This window comes from Mesobacillus thioparans (genome assembly GCF_965138835.1).
Taxonomy (GTDB): Bacteria; Bacillota; Bacilli; order Bacillales; family Cytobacillaceae; genus Mesobacillus; species Mesobacillus thioparans.
The window spans coordinates 162,383-181,278 of sequence record NZ_CBCSFH010000002.1 but is presented as its reverse complement, the minus strand read 5'-3'; the positions used below and the strand labels follow the sequence as shown (position 1 = coordinate 181,278).

Annotated in this window: 18 protein-coding genes and 2 pseudogenes; 15 read left to right on the top strand and 5 right to left on the bottom strand. The window is 44.4% G+C overall.

The annotated features are described in order from the left end of the window. Positions 1 to 33: 33 nt before the first annotated feature. Positions 34 to 1,308 (bottom strand): MFS transporter, encoded by a 1,275-nt coding sequence (locus tag ACNAZ4_RS05385; protein WP_415813190.1) that lies wholly within the window; start codon positions 1,306 to 1,308, stop codon positions 34 to 36. 81 nt (positions 1,309 to 1,389) lie between these two features. Then, positions 1,390 to 2,697, bottom strand: a pseudogene (locus ACNAZ4_RS05380) (alkaline phosphatase family protein). Between the two features lie 136 nt (positions 2,698 to 2,833). Between ACNAZ4_RS05380 and ACNAZ4_RS05375 the strand changes: the two are divergent. The 7 genes from ACNAZ4_RS05375 to ACNAZ4_RS05345 all read left to right on the top strand — a co-directional run bounded on the left by ACNAZ4_RS05375 (position 2,834) and on the right by ACNAZ4_RS05345 (position 8,777). Further along, a complete protein-coding gene (locus ACNAZ4_RS05375; protein ID WP_415813189.1) occupies positions 2,834 to 3,382 on the top strand; it encodes an HD domain-containing protein in 549 nt (182 codons plus the stop codon). Between the two features lie 74 nt (positions 3,383 to 3,456). Further along, on the top strand, positions 3,457 to 4,245 hold the full coding sequence (locus ACNAZ4_RS05370) for a DUF4240 domain-containing protein (RefSeq protein ID WP_415813188.1): 789 nt from the start codon (positions 3,457 to 3,459) through the stop codon (positions 4,243 to 4,245). 32 nt (positions 4,246 to 4,277) lie between these two features. Beyond that, positions 4,278 to 4,652, top strand: a complete 375-nt coding sequence (locus ACNAZ4_RS05365) for a VOC family protein (RefSeq protein WP_415813186.1) — start codon at positions 4,278 to 4,280, stop codon at positions 4,650 to 4,652. Between the two features lie 80 nt (positions 4,653 to 4,732). Beyond that, positions 4,733 to 4,948 (top strand): hypothetical protein, encoded by a 216-nt coding sequence (locus tag ACNAZ4_RS05360; protein WP_415813185.1) that lies wholly within the window; start codon positions 4,733 to 4,735, stop codon positions 4,946 to 4,948. Between the two features lie 214 nt (positions 4,949 to 5,162). Further along, the gene (locus tag ACNAZ4_RS05355) at positions 5,163 to 6,350 is read left to right on the top strand and encodes a hypothetical protein (protein WP_415813184.1); all 1,188 of its coding nucleotides are present in this window, start codon (positions 5,163 to 5,165) and stop codon (positions 6,348 to 6,350) included. Positions 6,351 to 6,369: 19 nt separating this feature from the next. Beyond that, complete coding sequence (locus tag ACNAZ4_RS05350) at positions 6,370 to 7,599, top strand: Zn-dependent hydrolase (protein WP_415813183.1); 1,230 nt, start codon at positions 6,370 to 6,372, stop codon at positions 7,597 to 7,599. Then, a complete protein-coding gene (locus ACNAZ4_RS05345) occupies positions 7,599 to 8,777 on the top strand; it encodes an amidohydrolase (RefSeq protein ID WP_415813515.1) in 1,179 nt (392 codons plus the stop codon). The genes ACNAZ4_RS05350 and ACNAZ4_RS05345 overlap by 1 nt, the downstream gene beginning before the upstream one ends. Before the next feature lie 39 nt (positions 8,778 to 8,816). Here the strand turns inward: ACNAZ4_RS05345 and ACNAZ4_RS05340 are convergent, their stop codons facing one another. After that, positions 8,817 to 9,035 carry a hypothetical protein gene (locus tag ACNAZ4_RS05340; protein ID WP_415813182.1) on the bottom strand — a complete coding sequence of 73 codons (219 nt, stop codon included), beginning with the start codon at positions 9,033 to 9,035 and terminating at the stop codon, positions 8,817 to 8,819. Between the two features lie 292 nt (positions 9,036 to 9,327). On the opposite strand from ACNAZ4_RS05340, the pseudogene ACNAZ4_RS05335 reads away from it, so the two are divergent. Together ACNAZ4_RS05335 and ACNAZ4_RS05330 are read left to right on the top strand one after the other, a co-directional pair. Continuing rightward, positions 9,328 to 10,317, top strand: a pseudogene (locus ACNAZ4_RS05335) (glycoside hydrolase family 1 protein); the annotation flags it as partial. Between the two features lie 286 nt (positions 10,318 to 10,603). After that, complete coding sequence (locus tag ACNAZ4_RS05330; RefSeq protein WP_415813181.1) at positions 10,604 to 11,149, top strand: GNAT family N-acetyltransferase; 546 nt, start codon at positions 10,604 to 10,606, stop codon at positions 11,147 to 11,149. Positions 11,150 to 11,199: 50 nt separating this feature from the next. Here ACNAZ4_RS05330 and ACNAZ4_RS05325 read toward each other — a convergent pair whose 3' ends face one another. Then, a complete protein-coding gene (locus ACNAZ4_RS05325; protein ID WP_415813514.1) occupies positions 11,200 to 11,985 on the bottom strand; it encodes an SDR family oxidoreductase in 786 nt (261 codons plus the stop codon). Between the two features lie 208 nt (positions 11,986 to 12,193). Here ACNAZ4_RS05325 and ACNAZ4_RS05320 point away from each other — a divergent pair, with 208 nt between their 5' ends. After that, positions 12,194 to 12,904, top strand: coding sequence for a DUF4230 domain-containing protein (locus ACNAZ4_RS05320; RefSeq protein WP_415813180.1), 711 nt, complete (start codon positions 12,194 to 12,196; stop codon positions 12,902 to 12,904). A 118-nt stretch (positions 12,905 to 13,022) separates the two neighbouring features. After that, on the top strand, positions 13,023 to 13,571 hold the full coding sequence (locus ACNAZ4_RS05315) for a lysozyme inhibitor LprI family protein (RefSeq protein WP_415813178.1): 549 nt from the start codon (positions 13,023 to 13,025) through the stop codon (positions 13,569 to 13,571). A gap of 151 nt (positions 13,572 to 13,722) precedes the next feature. Here ACNAZ4_RS05315 and ACNAZ4_RS05310 read toward each other — a convergent pair whose 3' ends face one another. Next, entirely contained in the window at positions 13,723 to 13,941 is a 219-nt protein-coding gene (locus ACNAZ4_RS05310) for a hypothetical protein (RefSeq protein WP_415813177.1), read from the bottom strand. Between the two features lie 192 nt (positions 13,942 to 14,133). Here ACNAZ4_RS05310 and fdhF point away from each other — a divergent pair, with 192 nt between their 5' ends. The 4 genes from fdhF to fdhD all read left to right on the top strand — a co-directional run bounded on the left by fdhF (position 14,134) and on the right by fdhD (position 18,834). Continuing rightward, a complete protein-coding gene (gene fdhF, locus ACNAZ4_RS05305) occupies positions 14,134 to 17,115 on the top strand; it encodes a formate dehydrogenase subunit alpha (RefSeq protein WP_415813176.1) in 2,982 nt (993 codons plus the stop codon). Beyond that, positions 17,090 to 17,587: a helical membrane plugin domain-containing protein gene (locus ACNAZ4_RS05300; RefSeq protein ID WP_415813174.1), complete on the top strand. Its 498-nt coding sequence runs from the start codon at positions 17,090 to 17,092 to the stop codon at positions 17,585 to 17,587. Before fdhF ends, ACNAZ4_RS05300 begins: the two co-directional genes overlap by 26 nt. A gap of 12 nt (positions 17,588 to 17,599) precedes the next feature. Then, a complete protein-coding gene (locus tag ACNAZ4_RS05295; RefSeq protein ID WP_415813172.1) occupies positions 17,600 to 17,812 on the top strand; it encodes a heavy-metal-associated domain-containing protein in 213 nt (70 codons plus the stop codon). Between the two features lie 227 nt (positions 17,813 to 18,039). Next, positions 18,040 to 18,834 carry a formate dehydrogenase accessory sulfurtransferase FdhD gene (fdhD, locus tag ACNAZ4_RS05290; protein WP_415813513.1) on the top strand — a complete coding sequence of 265 codons (795 nt, stop codon included), beginning with the start codon at positions 18,040 to 18,042 and terminating at the stop codon, positions 18,832 to 18,834. Positions 18,835 to 18,896: the final 62 nt, after the last annotated feature.

Sequence of the window (18,896 nt, the reverse complement as noted above, 5' to 3'; positions counted from 1 at the left end):
GAAAAAAGCCTCCGGTTTCCCAGAGGCTGATGGTCAGGCAATTTCAGGTGCATGGGGTTGTTTTTCCGGTTCTGGTACGAAGGCAAGAATAATCATCCCAATGACAAAGAGGATGACCAGGCTGAATACGCCCATACTCGAATTTCCTGTAAGCTGTGCCGTCAGACCGACCATGAGAGGGCCCATGATTGAAGCGAATTTCCCGAAAATATTATAGAAACCGAAGAATTCATTTGCGTTCGCTTTCGGTACTAATTTTGCGAAGTAAGAACGGCTCAATGCCTGAATGCCGCCCTGTGAGGTCGCGACAAGCATAGCCAGGATCCAAAAATCGGTCGTGGTTTCCAGGAAGTAAGCATAAATACAGACAAAAATATAAACGATGATTCCTACATAAAGCATTTTTTTACCAGTAAAACGCTCGGATAATCTGCCAAATAAAATTGCGAACGGCCAGGCAACAACCTGGGTGGCGAACAGGATAATCAATAGATTGGTAGAACTGATACCAAGGTCAGTACCATAAGCTGTCGACATGGTGATGATTGTCCCGACACCATCAATGTAAAAGAAATAAGCTAGTAAGAATATAAATAATGCCCTGTACTTGCGGATTTCCTTGAATGTTTTCGCTAGACGCTTAAAGCTTTGCAGAACGATTTGTGGTTCGCGCTCAATATAATGTCTTTGGTGGACATTTTTGAACATTGGAATTGAGAAAAGACCCCACCAGAGAGCAGTGATGATGAATGCAGTCTGGCTTGCCAGTGTCATGGAAATCGGCAATACCTTGGTCTGTGCAAGAATGATGATTGCAATGCTGATGATGAAAGGAATCGTACTTCCGATGTAACCCATCCCATAACCTCGAGCTGACACTCTATCCATCCGTTCGTCGGTTGTTACATCCACGATGAATGCATCGTAAAATACATTTGACCCGGTCGAACCAAGAACGGCGAGGGTGTAAATCACCAGCAGCATCAGCCAGTTCCCGCTTGGGACAAAAGCAAGTCCTGCTGTAAATATAATTCCCAGTGTAAAGAAAATCGTGAAGAATCGTTTCTTCATTCCTTTGTAATCTGCGATGGTACCGAGAATCGGTCCGATCAAGGCGAGAATGAAGGTGGCAATGGCAATTGTATACCCTAGATAAGCTGTCGAATTCGACAGGCTCACACCAGCTTCGGTAGCAGAAGCCTTATAAAAGAGCGGAAAAACAGCCGTCGAAATGATTATTGAATATGCTGAGCTTGCCCAGTCATAGCGAATCCAGCTGCTCTCTTCTTTCGTATATCCTTTCATCATTTTGCCCCCAGTTTTTATTTTTTTAATTGCTGCTACTAACCATTTCGCTTCTTAATCTCGAATAACCTTCATTTCCACATTTTAAATATCCAGAATTCCCTCGAGAACGCGGCCATCAGTATCGCCGAGGTCCAGTCCGAGCAGGCGGGCGAAGGTAGGGCCTTCGTCAACCAGATGCATGGAACGAACAGATATTCCTGTGCGAATGCCTTTTCCTGCTGCAAAGAAAACAGTGTGATACCCATCTTTTTCAGGGGAGTAGCCATGGCAGGCAAGCGTGTATCTTTTACTTATGGCATCCTGTTCGCTGACTTCTTCAATGTATTCACCGTCGATGGCCTCGCTAAAATAAAAACCCCTGGCAGCTTCAAGCATCCTGAAGGCACTCCCATCAGCACCCATCGTGTTCGCTTCCTGGCCTGTGATGACTTTTTCGATGCCATTAGACCGTTCCTGGAGCAGCTGCGCTAACAGCTCTGTAACAGTGTTTTTGGTTTCGATATCGTTCTCATCACTCACATAGACATATGCAGATCCGTCACAGCTCTTACAGTAGGCTTTCCAGTCATTCACTTTGCCGGCACCATTAACCTTGATTAGCCCTCGTTCTTTAAATAATACGTTCAATTTCACGACTTTAGACTCATCAAGAGCACTATGATCGCCGAGAAGGACAAAGGTTGTGTTTTCATAAATACCGGCCTCTTTAGTGGCTTCAAGAATCTTACCCAATCTGTGGTCATGGCGATGCAATGCGTCCTGGGCTTCTTTGGATGAAAAACCATGCATATGCCGCTGGGAATCCAGGTCGACAAAATGGATCAGCATCAGCTCGGGTTTCTTCGTTTTAATCGTTTCCTCAGTTGAGGCCAGTACGAAATCATCTAGCGCAGGCTGGCTAAGTCCATTTCGGATGTGACCAAATTTGGAGTTCATTTCAAGCTGGTATCGTGGACTTCCATTGAACAGGGAAATCGGAATTTGATGATGCCAAGGTCTGTTCGCAAAAATTTCAGGCATATTGTAGTCAATGGCGGCTTTTGCCGTTACAGGCCAAAGTAAGGCTGCTGTTTTCATGCCGGCTTTTTTCGCCTCATCATAGAGGGTTGTCCCTCTTATGTGAGTCCGATGCTAGTACCAGTCAGGTGAAATCCTTCCCGGCTGGATGAAGGTATTGTTCACAATTCCATGACGATTTGGAAGATTCCCGGTTACAATTGTTGCATGGCATGGATAGGTGACAGAAGGATAGATTGTCTCTACTTTTGTACAATATGAACTTTTTTCAATGAATGCTTTGAAATTTGGCAGCTCCCTGAGCAATGGCACATCATGCTCAGAGAGGCAGTCGAATGAGATGACGATGATATGGTCTGTCAGTTTGGTCATGTCTGCCTCCAAATGATGTTTATAAGTTAAATATAGCAGAATAATTTGGAAAAAATAATCAGCTTTTCTCCAATAGAAGGAATTTACTCATCAATAAAAAAGTAATTAGATATCTAGACGTATGGGGGCGACTAAATTGGACTTGATTGATAAAGCGTTGCAGATTGCATCCGTGGCTCATGAAGGCCAGTACCGGAAGAACACGAAAATTCCTTATATTTCTCATCCAGTGGCAGTTGGCATGATTCTTCAAGAAGCAGGATACAGGAAGGAATTAATTGCGGCTGGAATCCTGCATGACACAGTAGAGGATACCGCTTTGACCTTGAACGATATTGAGCGGGAATTCGGAAGGGAGATCGCCCAGCTGGTAGCAGGCTGTTCAGAACCAGACAAGTCCCTGTCATGGGAAGAACGAAAGCAGCATACGATCGATTTTTTAAAAAACGCTCCTGAAGAAATCCGGGTGATCGCTTGTGCAGACAAGCTCCACAATGTCCGGTCGATCCGTCTTGATTCCGAAAAATCCGGAGAAGAAGTATGGAACAGATTCAGAAGAGGCAAGGAGCAGCAGGAATGGTATTACAGGAGTGTCTTAGAGAGTCTGGGGTATTCTACAAAATTTCCTATTCTAAAAAAATTAAAAAACGAAGTATCCTTGTTATTTCGAAAAGATGAAGGCTGACTTTACGACAAATAAAGTGGCTTGTCTCGACAAATACGGCTGAACCCCAACAGGAAATAGAGGTGGAAGGTATCATGGTAACAATGCTTATTTTCAATGATGGCAACTCAAATAAATTTTGGGAAATAAAAGTTGCTGGAAAAAGCCATACAGTGACTTACGGAAAGGTTGGAACTGTTGGAGCGGTAAAAGTAAAGACGTTCGAATCTGAAGAAGCCTGCCAGAAGGATGCAGACAAGCTTATTCGATCGAAAATGAAGAAAGGCTATGTAATGGCGAATCCTTCTGAACAGGTGATGAAGGAAAGCAAGATGACAGACCTGGAATTCTGGGAGTTGTTAAAGATCTCTAAACAAAAAGGAGAAAACGAAGAAGAGCAGTTAGAATGGCTTATAAACCATTTATCGAAGAGGCCCGTGAAAGAGATCGTGATGTTCGATTATTATTTCAATCAGAATTACTTGAAGTCCTACACTTCTGACCTGTGGGCAGCAGCCTATATCATCATGGGAGGAGCTTCCGACGATACCTTCGACTATTTCAGGGCGTGGCTGCTTTACCAGGGGAAGGAAACCTATGAAACCGTCATCCTTGATCCTGAAAAAATTATTCCTCATTTAAAAGTGCTTGAGGATGAAGAAGATATTCCCGAGCTCGAGGATTTGCTGAGTGTAGCCAGTATCGCATACGAAGAGAAGACGGGCTTAGAATATGACGACTATTATGATCTATATGAAAAACTCACCGGTGATCAAAATATTGTCTCTGAGATTGAATTGGACTGGGATGAAGAGGATGAAGTGGGACTGAAAAAGAAATTTCCTGCATTATGGGTAAGGTATGGAGAAAATCCATTGGAGTAACTAAAATTTCAGTTTAGGGGAGAGAATCTCGATTGAAATCACCACTTTTCAATAAAGTAAACAATGTATTCGTCCATGTAAGCAATCTGAAGGAATCCTCGGAATGGTACTACGATTTGCTTGGAATCCCATTTGACCCTAAAAAGGTTGAATCACCGGTACATAACATCCCTGTTGCTTCTGAAACAGGATTAACCCTTGATGACCACACTTTTGACCCAGGCTTCCATTTGAAGCCTTCTGAGCATGTATTGTTTAACCTGCTCGTGAATGATGTGGATGAAGCTTATGAATTTGTCATTTCTAAAGGAATTCCTGTTGTAAAAGAAATTGAACGGATCGGCGATTTTGCTTATTTCAACTTCAAGGACCCGGATGGCAACGTGCTGATGATCTGTAATTGTTAACGTTAAATACTATTATTTACCAAGATTCACTTCATACTGCCTTGGGTAAAGATTGTTAATCCAATTAAGGGGTGAGAAAAATGACGAAAGTAAAACTGTCAAAAGAAGATTTACTGGATCAAATCCAGAATAGTGATGGCAATGTGAGAATTTCGTCCATATCCTCAGCTGAAGAAGGGGAAGAACTGATCGCCCTCGCCAAACATCTGGAACTTGAAGGCAAAATCGTGCTTCTCGAATATTGTCTGGATAAAAAGCCAATGTCTGTTTCCCTTAAGACCAAAAACCCTGATTAACAGAATAGATAGCAAAGACGAACTGCGGAAATAGCAGTTCGTCTTTTTTTGCCATAGGCCTATAGGAGGAAAAACCATAAGAAAACGCTTTCTTTAGAAGATTCTTAAAATTATGATTGACTGAAAATTTTATCTATATTATTATCGTCCTAATAGTTTTTTTCTTTCGTAAGACGAAGCGTTGAAGCAAAAAAGAGTATGGAAGGGGATTATCATGTCTCAGTTATTAGCTTTGGTTATTGTAGTTTTCATTTTATTAGTCGGTGATTTGGTCGCAGTCAGAACAAAGGCATGGGTTCCGTCCATGTTCGTATCAGCAGTCCTATTCCTGATTGGATACTGGACCTTTTTTCCTAAAGAAATCGTTGCTCTCGCAGGTGTGCCATCCGCAGTAGCAGTGATGATGATGTATTTGTTAATCACGAATATGGGTACCTTGCTATCGATCCAAGAGTTGAAGAAGCAGTGGAAAACGATTGTCATTGCACTGTCAGGCATTTTGGGCATCGTCGCCATCCTGTTAAGTGTAGGTACGCTCATCTTCGGATTCCAGACGATGGTTGTCGCCATACCGCCATTGGTTGGAGGAGTGGTTTCCGCTTTGATTATGTCTGAAGGTGCGAAAGAAGCCGGACTAGCGTCACTGTCTGTTTTTGCCATTGTCATTTACGTCATGCAAGGATTCGCAGGGTATCCGTTAACCTCTTTTGTTTTGAAAAAGGAAGGCAAACGGCTTTTAAAGCAATATCGCGAGGGCAGCCTTACTGCAGCTGAGGTTGCCGCAACTGCAGAAGCAGCACCGCCAGTTGAATTGAAACTTTTTAAAAGAATGCCTGAAAAATATAACACAGAGTTTTTTAAGTTTTTCAGATTGTCAGTTGTTGCTTATCTTGCATACTTAACGTCCACGCTTCTGGCACCGATCGTGTCGGTCAGTCCATTCGTTCTGGCACTATTATTTGGTGTCATCGCTACAAGTGCTGGATTCCTTGAAAAGCAGGTTTTGCAAAAAGCAAATGGCTTCGGAATCGCAATCCTTGTATTGATGCTATTCATTTTCGATGGATTGAAGCAGGCAACACCTGGAATGCTGCTTGAAATTCTCGTACCGCTGATCGGTGCAATCGTTCTTGGCATTACTGGAATGTACATCTTCTCATTTGTTGTCGGCAAGATTTTAAAAGTTAGCAAGGAGATGGCTTTTGCTGTATCCCTTACAGCACTGTATGGATTCCCGGCAGATTATATCATCACCAACGAAGTCATCAATTCACTGACAGAAGACGAAAAAGAAAGAGAAGCACTATCAAGCCACATGCTTCCACCAATGCTTGTCGGCGGATTCGTGACCGTCACAATCGTATCGGTCGTGCTTGCAGGCATCTTCGTCGGATTCTTGTAGGAAATAGGAGGGAATTAGATTGCTAGATTTAAAAGAACGGATTGAACAGCATATTGAACAAATCAGCCAATACACAGCTTCTCCTGGCAAAGGAACGACAAGACTGACATACAGCCAGGAGGATCTGGGAACCCGAAATTATATAAAGCAGAAAATGAAAGAGTCTGGACTATTGGTCCGGGAAGATGGCTTCGGCAATATATTCGGCAAAATGGAGGGAACAATTGAAAATGCACCAAGTGTGATGATTGGTTCTCATTTTGACTCGGTCCCTCACGGCGGTTCCTATGATGGACCCGCCGGGGTCGTTGCTGCCCTGGAAGTTGCAGAGCTATTTTCTAAAAATGGATTGAAACCCAAGTATCCTTTGGAAGTCGTTGCATTGGTTGAAGAAGAGGGCGCTCGATTCGGAGGCGGCCTGATGGGATCCCGGGGCATGGTTGGTTTGCTTGGTGAGGACGAATTTAAGATGCTAAAAGATCAGAATGGCATCTCAACTATTGAAGCCATGATCGATATCGGACTTGATCCATCGCTTCCGAAAAAACGAGACCCAAAAACAATGAAGGCATTTTTGGAATTACATATCGAACAAGGACCTATTTTAGAAGAAAAGAAGATTCCTATTGGCGTCGTGGAGGCCATTGTTGGCCTCACCCAATTGGAGGTTACCGTAAAGGGGCAGGCTGGCCATGCGGGAACAACCCCGATGGATCGCCGGGCTGATGCACTCGTAACGGCGAGCAAAATCATCAGCCAGCTGCCTGACCTCACAAGAGAAGAAGGAGAAGGAACCGTCATCACGACTGGACGATTAAATGTCTATCCGAACGGCGCCAATGTCATTCCGGATCAGGTTGTATTTTCTGTGGACATTCGCTCAGGAAAGGAAGAGAATGTCCTTAATGTCATTGAAAAAACGAAGAATCTTTTAGCTTCGTTTACTGGAAATGGAATCGAAACAGCAGTGGAGCAGCTATTGTATATCCAGCCGAAAGAATTGCATGCGGTAGTCCGCTCCCTTTTAAAAGAGAAAAGCGACGAGCTAGGGATTCCATATTGCTCGATCAACAGCGGAGCCGGGCATGATGCGATGGTGTTATCCGATTTTACGGATGTCGGCATGCTGTTCATTCCAAGCAGGGCCGGACTCAGCCACTGTCCGGAAGAATGGTCGGATTCAGAAGACATTGCAAAAGCCGTAGAGATTTTTTACGAAACAGCGAAGACTTTAACGGAGGCGGAATGATGATTAATCAAAAATTGAAGGAAGCATTTCAGGAATATAAAGAAGAACTAACGGATTTGCGCAGGCAGCTGCACAGCGCACCTGAACTCTCATGGGAAGAATATAAGACGACTGATTTTGTCTGTTCCTATCTTGATGAGCTAGGCATCACATATCGTCGTACTGAACCGACCGGTGTGATTGCCGAAATCAAGGGCGGGAAGCCTGGAAAAACCGTCGCCTTGAGAGGAGATATGGATGCTCTGTCAGTTGAAGAACTGAATAAGGACTTGCCATACACTTCAATAGAAGAAGGGAAAATGCACGCATGCGGCCATGATGCCCATACAGCGATGCTGATGGTTGCCGCGAAAGCACTGAATGAAATTAAGGATGAATTACCTGGTAATGTCCGTTTACTTTTCCAGCCCGCGGAGGAAGTCGCCCAGGGTGCAAAGGCACTTGTGGATCAAAGGGCGGTTGAAGGGGTGGACAACGTCTTTGGCATTCATATTTGGTCACAAATGCCAACCCATAAAGTCAGCTGCACACCGGGACCATCCTTTGCTTCAGCGGATTTGTTCAAGGTTACATTCAAGGGAAAAGGCGGACACGGTGCGATGCCACAGGATTGTATCGATACAGCGATCGTTGCTTCATCTTTTGTGATGAATGTGCAATCCGTGGTGTCTAGAACAATCGACCCGCAGCAAGGAGCTGTGTTGACTGTCGGTAAAATGGTCGTTGGCACGCGGTTCAATGTCATTGCCGAAAATGCAGTAATCGAGGGAACAGTGCGCTGCTTTGATCCGTTAGTGCGTGATCATATTGAGGCACAGCTCACTCATTATGCTAAAAACGTTGCAGCGGTTTATGGCGCTGTTGCCCAGGTCGAATATACTCGCGGCACGCAGGCCGTCATTAATGATGAAGAGAGCGCACTGCTAGTCCAGCACGTGGCTGCAAAGGCATTTGGCGAGGATGTCATTCACCATGAAAAACCAACCATGGGCGGCGAAGATTTCAGCTTTTATCTTGATGAGGTTCCTGGCAGCTTTGCCCTGGTTGGCAGCGGGAATCCAGAAAAAGATACCGAGTGGGCCCACCATCATGGCAAGTTTAATATCGATGAGGATGCATTGAGCACCGGTGCAGAACTATACGCACAGTACGCTTGGGCCTTTTTGAATAGAAACTAATAAAAGTGGAGAACCCCCTGGGCTCTCCACTTTTCGTTGTTAACGTTTCTTCTTTTTGCCAGGATCAGCAGCCAGTGTTGGCTTAGCTTTCGATTCAAGCTCCAGCTGCACATGATAGATCTTCTCATCCACAGCCAGCACACTCGTAACCTTCCCCTTGCGCCCCTTGATTCTCAGATCCTCCCCAACAGAAGGAACCTGCTGGCGAAGCTGATTCAAAAGCTCATTTCGGTTTTCAAAAAAATGGACAACAAACATAGCAAATCACCTATTTTCTATAGTATTAGTTTTCCTATCACTAACATATTGGCGTGATGCTAGCTTTAGAACTGGTTACTAGAAGGAATTTTAATAGGATTGAATTGTTGTGGAGCGGGAAGAATTTAGTTATAGGCAGGAGTTCGGACAGGTTTTGGGGTTAGGAGTGAAAAGCTGTCTGAAGTACGCTCAAGTTCGGACAGGTTTTGGCGTTGGAAGCAGAAAGCTGTCTGAAGTAGGCTCAGGTTCGGACAGGTTTTGGGGTTGAAAGCAAAAAGTTGTCCGAAGTAGAGGCTGGCGCAGCCGAAAAGTGGTTTCTTTTTTCGAAAGATATGCACGTACGATCCTGAACCGCTTTAAAGACAAAGTGAAGTACTGGATGACCTTTAATGAAATCAACAGTGCGCTTGTGATGCCGATTAATGGTTTAGGTTTTTCGATTGAAAAAGAAGAGGATCGCTACCAGCCTACGTTCCAGGCGTATCATCATCAGTTCGTGGCCAGCGCTCTTGCTGTCAAAGCTTGCCGGGAAATCATTCCCCGCTCGCAAATCGGGTGCATGATCCTGTTTGCCCCGGTTTACCCTTATGACAGCAATCCGGAAAACATCCTGCACGCGTTACAGGAAGAGCAGCTTTTCAATTATTTTTGCGGAGATGTCCAGGTTCGGGGTGAGTATCCTTCCTTCATTAAACGGTACTTTAAAGAACACAATATTGATCTGAAAATGGAAGATGGCGACCTGGAAATTTTAAAAGAAGGAACCGTGGATTATGTTGGCTTCAGCTACTATATGTCACGTACCGAGAAGAAAGAGAAAGCAGACGAGGATTCTTCAGAAGGTAATATCATTGGCGGTGTCCGCAATCCGTTCCTTAAGGTAAGTGACTGGGGATGGGAAATTGATCCGGTTGGCCTGCGCATCAGCTTGAACAAGCTGTACGACCGTTACCAGATTCCTCTCTTCGTGGTGGAGAACGGATTGGGTGCTTATGATCAGCTTGAAGAAGATGGCAGCATAGACGACGATTATCGAATCGACTATCTCCGGGAACACATTAAAGCGATGGGCGAGGCGATTGAAGATGGCGTCGAATTAATGGGCTACACCAGCTGGGGCTGTATCGACATGGTCAGCATGTCCACCGGTGAATTTTCTAAACGGTACGGATATATTTACGTTGACAAACACGATGACGGCAGCGGAACGCTCGAGCGGAAAAAGAAGAAGTCCTCCTTTTGGTACAAAAAAGTAATTGAAACAAACGGCGGAAATTTATAACCAGTTTTAAAGGCTGTCGGGCAATCGGCAGCTATTTTTATGAAGGCTGTTTTCGAAAAGATTGTTGTTAAAATCTTAAAACCGATTTTAACGTAGCCATTTTGTAGGCCGGTACTAAGTTTGCAAGCTCTTTTCTCATAATAGTCGTGAATTGTGTGAACAATCTTAGGTAATTCAATTCAATTTTGTAGCCAATAGCAACAAAGTTTGAGAAAAGAGCCTTTATGAAAGAGACAGGAAAACCGAGCTTTTTGTCGAATTATGGATATGCAAGGGGGGTTCAATAATGTTTTTGTACAAAATAGATGACCAATTATCATTAAAACAGGCAGAAGTGATTGACGCAGAACGACTGTTCGAGTTAACCCAAAGTGGCAGGGAATATATGAAAGAGTGGCTGCCATGGCTGGAATTTACGGCTACTGTGGATGATACCAGAGAGTTCGTCAAAGGCACGATGTTAGGCTATGCAGAGAACAGAAGCCTGACGACAGTGATTTTATATGAAGGGGAAATCGTTGGTACAGCCGGCTTTAACAGCATCAACTGGTCAAATAAAACAGCGTATATTGGCTACTGGCTCGGGCTTGAATACCAGGGGAAAGGGATTATGACCAGAGTGGCCAAGGGCTTGACTGATTATGCTTTTCAACACCTTAAGTTGAATAAGGTAGAGATTCGCGCAGCAGAGGGAAATAATAAGAGCAGAAGCATTCCTGAACGCTTGGGCTTTGTGAAAGAAGGAAGGATCAGACAGGCAGAATGGTTATACGATCATTATGTGGACCACATTGTATATGGGGTACTGGCAGAAGAGTGGGTTACCATTTAAAAATAACACATGCTCAGGACAATCACCCTGAGCATGTGCACGTCTAAAACTTATAGCAGCGATTCAGCACCATCAATGTAAACTTCTGTACCAGTAATATGGGAGGAAAGGTCGGAGGCCAGGAAGAAAACAAGATCCGCTACTTGTTCTGGTTTTCCGGCTTGTTCTTCCAATGGCTGGTTGCCTTCAGGATATTCGACCGGAATCTTGATTTTCTCGAGATCATCCTTTTGCGGGAAGGTATTTTTGCCGATATTGGTTTCGATTGCACCCGGACAGATGATGTTGACTCTGATTTTATACTGAGCCAGTTCCAGCGCTGCCATTTTGCCAAAGCCGGTCTGGCCGATTTTGGAGGTGCTGTAGGCAGACATCCCAAAATTCTTGTAGATCCTGTTCCCGTTAATTGAGCTTGTGATGATGATGCTTCCGCCATTTTCCTTCAGAAGTGGGATGGCATACTTCACCGTAAGAAATGTCCCCCTGAGATTTGTGTTGATTGTTTCGTCCCAGTCCTTTGGTGCCAGATCTTCAATTGGGGCGATGACACCATTGATGCCGGCGTTGGCAAAGACAATATCAATTTTCCCCCAGGCTTTTGCCACCTCTTGAAAACTTTGCGCCACATCTTCTGGTTTGGCTATATCACATTCATGGATCAAGGCGGTCCCGCCGGATTCTTCAATCAAATCCTTTACACTCCTTGCGTTTTCCTCCTTAACATCAATCAAAGCGATCTTTGCCCCTTCTCGCCCTAGTTTTAATGCGGCTGCTTTGCCGATACCGGAGCTTGCCCCTGTAATCAAAGCGACTTTCCCATCTAATTGCCCCACAATTCCTTCCTCCTTCAGTGTATTTCGATATTTTTAACTTTGCCCATTTTATTGGAAAATAAAACAGTGTAAACTACTAATATGGGATTCTATGAAACTTTTGCCACAGAAAAACGTATGAATTGATAGCCTCCTCACAGTTGGAGGTTTTTTCAACACCTGAAAATGTCGAATGTCATCATAATTTGCAACTTGCCAGGAGGTTGGATCAATGGACAAGCAGGAACATATCGTTTCAAAAATGGATGAGTTATTGGAAGAAATAAGGTCTGGAAGGGCAGAAAGCGCAGCATCTCTTGCACTGAAACAACAGTATTTGCCAAAGCGAAAACAGTTTACCAATCTTCTGGTATTAGCGCTCTTTTTAAGTGTAATTGTCGCTTTGACACTCTGGTATTCCAAAGGAAGTACGAGCAAGGCAGAATCGACGGTCTTTATTGAACAAGTTCACGGCCTTGCTGCATTGGCAACTGCGGAAGCACAAGTTAAGGTTGTCATCGAAGAGGAAGACAATGAACTTTTTGGAGAGAAAATCCGTTATAACTTCCCGGGGACAAAACGTGAACTGCTGCTGATCATCCCAGCTACGGTGATTGCTGGAGTGGATTTGGAGACTATTGAACCAAAGGACATGAAGGTGGACGAGGAGCGTAAAGTAATAGAAATTTTCTTGCCTAAAGCAACTTTCCTCCAGGATCCTTCCATTAAAATGGATCAGATCAGGACTTTTTCGGATGAAGGACTCTTACGGGGCAATGTAGACTGGGATGAAGGCTTTGATCTTGCTGCCGCAGCCCAGGAGCAAATTAAGCAGGAAGCATTGGATTCGGGAATTTTACAAAAGGCTGACGAAAACGCTCAAACCGTTATAAAAGAGTTTTTCGGTCATATTGGATATAAGACAGTCTTTAAGAGACAATAATATTGTTATGTAAACTAAAAAAATCATAGATTAGAATGCGAAAAGAATTTTCTGATCAAAGGAAAGGTTGTGCAGTAAAATCAAACAAAAATACAGATTTTTAGGATTATTGATAGTCATGTTCGTCCTATTAGGAGCGTGCAGCAACTCCACTGACGAAGCAAGTGGTGAGGTGAAAAAACAGTCACAAATCAAAAACCAAAAAGATGATTCTACGACTGTAACTGATATCAATTCTGATACTATTGTCGCAGAAAAAGAACCGGAAAATAAAAATGCAGATGAATCCACAACCAATAAGCCGAACAGTCTTAAGGCTGAGTACATGGGAAAATTAAATGACACAGATAAAGAAATAGTCGAGATGAGGGAAAACCCAATCGATGATACGACAATCGCTTCCAAAAAAGTCGAAGGAGATATATACGATCTTCTGGATGAATTAATCAATGAAATCTATGGGGTTTTAATTGACCAACTTCCTTCAGATGCAATGGACCAGCTGAGGGAAGAGCAGCGTGAATGGTTAACATACCGGGAAAAGGCGGCAAAAGAGGCATCTCTGAAATATAAAAACGGAACAATGGAGCAGCTTGAATATGTGATAGTCGAGAATAAACTTACTGAAGAAAGATGCTTTCAATTAGTTGAAAACTATATGAATTAATACCAAATCATCTTTGGAATGTCAGAGGTTAAACCGAATCTTTCATATTTTGATCCAATTAAATTGAGATTAGCCTAGATATATACACAAACTCAGAGTATCCTGTGACTCTGAGTTTTTGTTGTATTAAGGCGAGTGTTCACTTTCCTGGTTACGGCAACAAAAAGATATCATGATAGGGCGGGCTCTCGAGTTTCGACTGTTTCAAATATCCTTCTTCGACTAATTCATCCAAGCCTTTTTGTACTTCCTCTGGTTTTACTCCAAAGAGATCCGCAACTTTCACGGTTGAAATCGTCATGTATTTTGGTTTTTTTGCTGATGATTGGATCATCGACTGGACACGCTGCAGCAATTGGTTTTTATCCATGAATATTACTCCCTTTTTAATATTATTGCAATGATGCTAAATAATTTTCCCAGTTATGTAAATATTATTTAGGGAAATTAAAGGAGTTGAATTCCGTGGAAACCGGATCCCGGAAGGAAACGAAGCGAAGGCCGAACCAGGCTGGAACAAACAGGCATGGTCTGGCGAGAGCAGGATTAAGGAGGCAGGGAAATGAGTGATTTGAATTTCACGATTCAGATTAACGGCAAGGACTTCAGTGCCGTCGAAGGACAGAAGATCCTTGAAATTGCCAGGGCCGAGGAGGTTTTCATTCCTGGAGTATGCTACCATCCAGACCTCGGAACCATCCAGACTTGCGACACCTGCTATGTGATGGTGGATGGGCAATTGACACGGTCATGTACGATGAAGGCTGAGCCGGGGATGAAAGTCGACACCATGTCCAATCAGGTGAAGACTGCCCAGTATGAAGCAATGTCAAGGATCCTTAAAAATCACGAATTGTATTGCACGGTCTGTGATAATAACAATGGCAATTGTACAATCCATAATACTGTTGAAGATATGGGGCTCGCCCATCAAAAATATCCATTTGAAGCAAAGCCGTATCCGCCTGATAATTCGCACCCATTTTACAGGTACGAGCCAGATCAATGCATCCTTTGCGGCCGCTGTGTCGAAGCCTGCCAGGACTTGCAGGTGAATGAAACGCTCACGATTGACTGGAGCAGGGAAGTGCCAAGGGTCATTTGGGATAATGATGTTCCGATTGACGAATCCTCTTGTGTATCCTGCGGGCATTGCGTCAATGTTTGTCCATGCAACGCACTCATGGAAAAAACGATGCTTGGGAATGCTGGTTTCCTTACAGGGATCGCTCCCAATGTTCTTGCCCCTATGATTGATATGACTAAAGAAGTAGAACCGGGATATCGAGAGATTTTTGCCGTTTCCGAAGTCGAAGCCGCGATGAGGAAGGCCCGGATTAACCGGACCAAGACGGTCTGTACTTATTGCGGAGTCGGCTGCAGCTTCGAGGTTTGGACAAAGGACCGGGAAATTTTAAAAATCCAGACAAAGACAGAGGCACCGGTCAACGGAATTTCCACCTGTGTAAAAGGGAAATTCGGCTGGGATTTCGTTAACAGTGAGGAACGCCTGACAAAGCCGCTGATTCGAAAGGGAGAAGAATTTGTTGAGGCGACCTGGGAGGAAGCTCTTTCCCTTATTGCCGAAAAACTATCTGGAATCAAAGAGGAACATGGCCCTGATGCCGTAGGCTATATCGCTTCATCGAAATGCTCAAATGAAGAAAACTTCCTGTTCCAAAAGTTTGCACGGGGAATCATGGGAACCAATAATGTCGACAATTGCTCCAGATACTGTCAATCACCTGCAACTACTGGATTGATGCGGACTGTGGGTCTTGGCGGAGATTCAGGCACAATGGAAGATATCATGGCATCGGAACTGGTGATGGTGATTGGCGCGAATCCAGCTGAATCCCACCCTGTTTTGGCAACAAGGATCAAGCGGGCCCATAAACTCCATGGCCAGAAACTCGTCGTTGTGGATTTAAGGGAAAATGAACTGGCAGAGCGGGCTGATTTATTTCTCCATCCAAAGCCAGGAACAGATATCATACTGCTGAATTCCCTTGCGAAATACTTCTTTGAACAGGGCTGGGAGGATGCAAGCTTCCTCGCTGAACGCGTAAATGGCGTGGAAGAATTTAAGGCATCGCTTGAAAAATACACCCTGGAATATGCTGTTGAAAAAACAGGCCTCAGCATGGAACAGTTGCTGCGTTTGGCTGAAATGATCAAGGAAGCCAAATCTGTCTGTATGTTGTGGGCGATGGGAGTTACCCAGCATATGGGCGCTTCTGACACAAGCACTGCAATCTCGAATCTTCTTCTGGTAACCGGGAATTATGGACGTACCGGTACCGGCGCTTACCCATTGCGTGGCCATAACAATGTACAGGGTGCTTGTGACTTTGGAACGCTGCCGCCATGGATGCCTGGTTATGAGCCTGTGAACGATGAAGCAGTTCGTGCCAAGTATAAGGCTGCCTGGGGTGTTGACCTTCCTGAGGATCCAGGTTATGACAACCACCATATGGTCGAGGCAATCAACAAAGGGAAGATGAAAGCTCTTTATCTGTTCGGCGAGGACATGGCGATCGTGGACGCGAACTCCAATTATGTCCATTCAACCTTTGAAAAACTTGATTTCTTTGTAGTCCAGGATATTTTCTTCAGCAAGACGGCGCAATTTGCAGATGTTGTGTTACCGGCTGCACCAAGTCTTGAAAAAGATGGAACGTTCACGAACACTGAAAGGCGAATCCAGAGATTCTACAAAGTATTTGAGCCGCTGGGAGATTCAAAGCCTGACTGGCTGATATTCCAGGAACTGGCGAATCGACTTGGTGCTGACTGGAACTATCAGCATCCTTCCGAAATCATGGACGAGGCGGCCAAGCTCGCGAATATATTCGCTGGAGTAAGCTATGAACGGCTCGAGGAGTGGGAGTCGCTTGTATGGCCGGTTAACCCGGATGGAACCGACACACCTCTGCTATACACCGATAAATTTGGCTTCCCTGATGGAAAGGCAAGGCTAGTGCCTGTCGACTGGACAGTACCATTCAATCCGGGCGCGGATTTTGATTTACATCTCAATAATGGACGCATACTTGAGCATTTCCATGAAGGCAATATGACACATAAAATCGAGGGTCTGGTGCATAAAGTGCCTGAGGTATGGCTCGAGATTTCACCTGAACTTGCAGCTGAACGAAATCTAGAGGATGGAGCACTTGTCGGGCTGACTTCGCCGTATGGCCATGTTGAAGTCCGGGTGATCGTGACCGACAGGGTAAAAGGGCATGAATTGTACCTGCCGATGAATACAGCAGAGGATTCTGAGGCTGTGAACAGGCTGACTAGCAGCTATCACGATATTATTACCCATACTCCTGCCTATAAGGAAATGGGAGTCAAGATGGAAGTGCTCGAAACTTCAGGCGAACCGCCGCTGCCGAAACATAACCACCGCTATGGGAACAGGATTCCGCAAATTAGCGTGAAGGTAGAGGAAAAGTGGCAGCGTTCTGATTATATACCAATTTCGGAAATAGATGATTTGAAGGAGGGATATTATGGCGAAAGCGATCAGGCAAATTAGCAGGCAGTTATCAAATGAAACAGAAGAACGTTCTCAGGCTGTGGAAGAAATCCTGCAGGCACTTGCCGACAATAAGGAAGCCGTCCTTTCAATGATTGACATGGCGAAAGAACTGCACGAGATTAAAGTCTTCGAGGCAGCCGGTTCTTTACTGAAACAGCGTAATGAAGTGGGGGTTATTGCCATGCAACAGGTCAATCAGCCAGCAGTGCATAATGTCATAAAAAGCGGTTTTGGCTTGTTCAAGTTTTTAGGAGCACTGCAGCCATCTCAGCTTGAAACGCTTTTGAATGGTGTCACTCTTGGCTTGAAGCGAATGTCACAAACTGGTGAAAAAGGCAAGAAGCAAAGTATCTGGAAAATGAGAATTAGGCTTCGCAGTCCGGAAATCCGGGCTGCGATGACAACGATGGTTGATTTTATGGAAGGAATGGGTGAGGCGTTCCTGAGAAGCCGGGAAAAACGTGAGTAGGGAGGAGTCACTGTGCAGGAAAAGACGTTCAAAATCAGCAATTTAAATTCTGATGAAGATGCCAGGGAACTCAACGGAGCGATCCTCGGGGTGTGGGGAATATCCGGTACAGAAGCGAGCGTGCATCACAAAACCGTAACAATAAAATTCGATGAAAGGATGTCGTCACAGGAGGATTTTATGCAGGCGGTGCGTGAAGCCGGATTTGACCTGACAAGTGAATAACTATATAAAATGAGGTGACGAAGATGAGAATATGTGAAGTTTGCGGAAGAAAAGAAGGCTTTGTAGAACAACAAGAAGAGATGTTCCAAGCTGTAAAGCTTCATGTTTGTGAGAGTTGCCGCGAGGATCGGAAGATACAGCCATTAGGAGACTGGGCTTATTGATCGTAAGGGAATGGTCAGGAAACCATTGGCTTGCCAATACCATGTGAATCGAGGTGGCATCAGCTGGAACCAATTGAAGTGAAACGGGAAATCATCCGCTTCGATAACGGTTTTGCCGAACGGGTTGAGGATAGCATTGTAACAGAACACCCAGTGACGATAAAAATCAATGGCACAGAGTTTGCCACCCTCATTTGTTCCCCGGATTTTATCGAGGATCTTGTAATTGGTTTTTTGGCTTCGGAAGGCGTGATCCGTAAGCTGGATGACTTAGAGGATTTATGGGTTGAAGAAAAATCAGGGACGGCACATGCAAAAACGAAGAAGGTGAATCCATATTACCTGGATTTCCAGGGTAAAAGATATATTACCTCCTGTTGTGGTGCAGGAAGACAAGGATTTGTTTTTATCAACGATGCCATGACCGCGAAAAAAATGAACCAGGTAAGAGTCAAGATTTCCTCTCAGGACTGTTTTTCGCTGATGAAAGAACTGCAGGAATCATCAAAAGTTTTTCAAAACACGGGAGGAGTCCATAATGCGGCACTTTGCCAGGCAGGTAAAGTGGTGATTTCCAGGATGGATATCGGCCGGCATAATGCTCTTGATAAAATTTATGGTCACTGCCTAAAAAACAGGATCCCCCTCTCGGATAAGGTTCTCGCCTTCAGCGGCAGAATATCTGCGGAAATCCTGCTGAAGGCATCGAAAATCGGCTGCGAAATTGTTTTATCGAAATCGGCTCCGACAGAACTCGCCTTAAAGCTCGCAGAAGATCTGGGCATTACCACAATCGGCTTTATCCGCGATGACTCCCTTAATGTCTATACTGGACAGGAAAGGGTCTATCTCGACTGATTTATATAGGTAAAGTGAAAGGGCTTTCCAAAATGGCGAGCCCTTTTTCAGTGCCCAGAGTC

Excerpts from the sequence above, each read along its gene's own strand:
- ACNAZ4_RS05370 (WP_415813188.1), top strand. The coding sequence starts at position 3,457 with ATGGTAACAATGCTTATTTTCAATGATGGCAACTCAAATAAATTTTGG.
- ACNAZ4_RS05355 (WP_415813184.1), top strand. The coding sequence starts at position 5,163 with ATGTCTCAGTTATTAGCTTTGGTTATTGTAGTTTTCATTTTATTAGTC.
- ACNAZ4_RS05345 (WP_415813515.1), top strand. The coding sequence starts at position 7,599 with ATGATTAATCAAAAATTGAAGGAAGCATTTCAGGAATATAAAGAAGAA.
- ACNAZ4_RS05300 (WP_415813174.1), top strand. The coding sequence starts at position 17,090 with ATGGCGAAAGCGATCAGGCAAATTAGCAGGCAGTTATCAAATGAAACA.
- ACNAZ4_RS05330 (WP_415813181.1), top strand. The coding sequence starts at position 10,604 with ATGTTTTTGTACAAAATAGATGACCAATTATCATTAAAACAGGCAGAA.
- ACNAZ4_RS05310 (WP_415813177.1), bottom strand. The coding sequence starts at position 13,941 with ATGGATAAAAACCAATTGCTGCAGCGTGTCCAGTCGATGATCCAATCA.
- ACNAZ4_RS05385 (WP_415813190.1), bottom strand. The coding sequence starts at position 1,308 with ATGATGAAAGGATATACGAAAGAAGAGAGCAGCTGGATTCGCTATGAC.
- ACNAZ4_RS05360 (WP_415813185.1), top strand. The coding sequence starts at position 4,733 with ATGACGAAAGTAAAACTGTCAAAAGAAGATTTACTGGATCAAATCCAG.
- ACNAZ4_RS05320 (WP_415813180.1), top strand. The coding sequence starts at position 12,194 with ATGGACAAGCAGGAACATATCGTTTCAAAAATGGATGAGTTATTGGAA.
- ACNAZ4_RS05340 (WP_415813182.1), bottom strand. The coding sequence starts at position 9,035 with ATGTTTGTTGTCCATTTTTTTGAAAACCGAAATGAGCTTTTGAATCAG.
- ACNAZ4_RS05315 (WP_415813178.1), top strand. The coding sequence starts at position 13,023 with ATGTTCGTCCTATTAGGAGCGTGCAGCAACTCCACTGACGAAGCAAGT.
- fdhF (WP_415813176.1), top strand. The coding sequence starts at position 14,134 with ATGAGTGATTTGAATTTCACGATTCAGATTAACGGCAAGGACTTCAGT.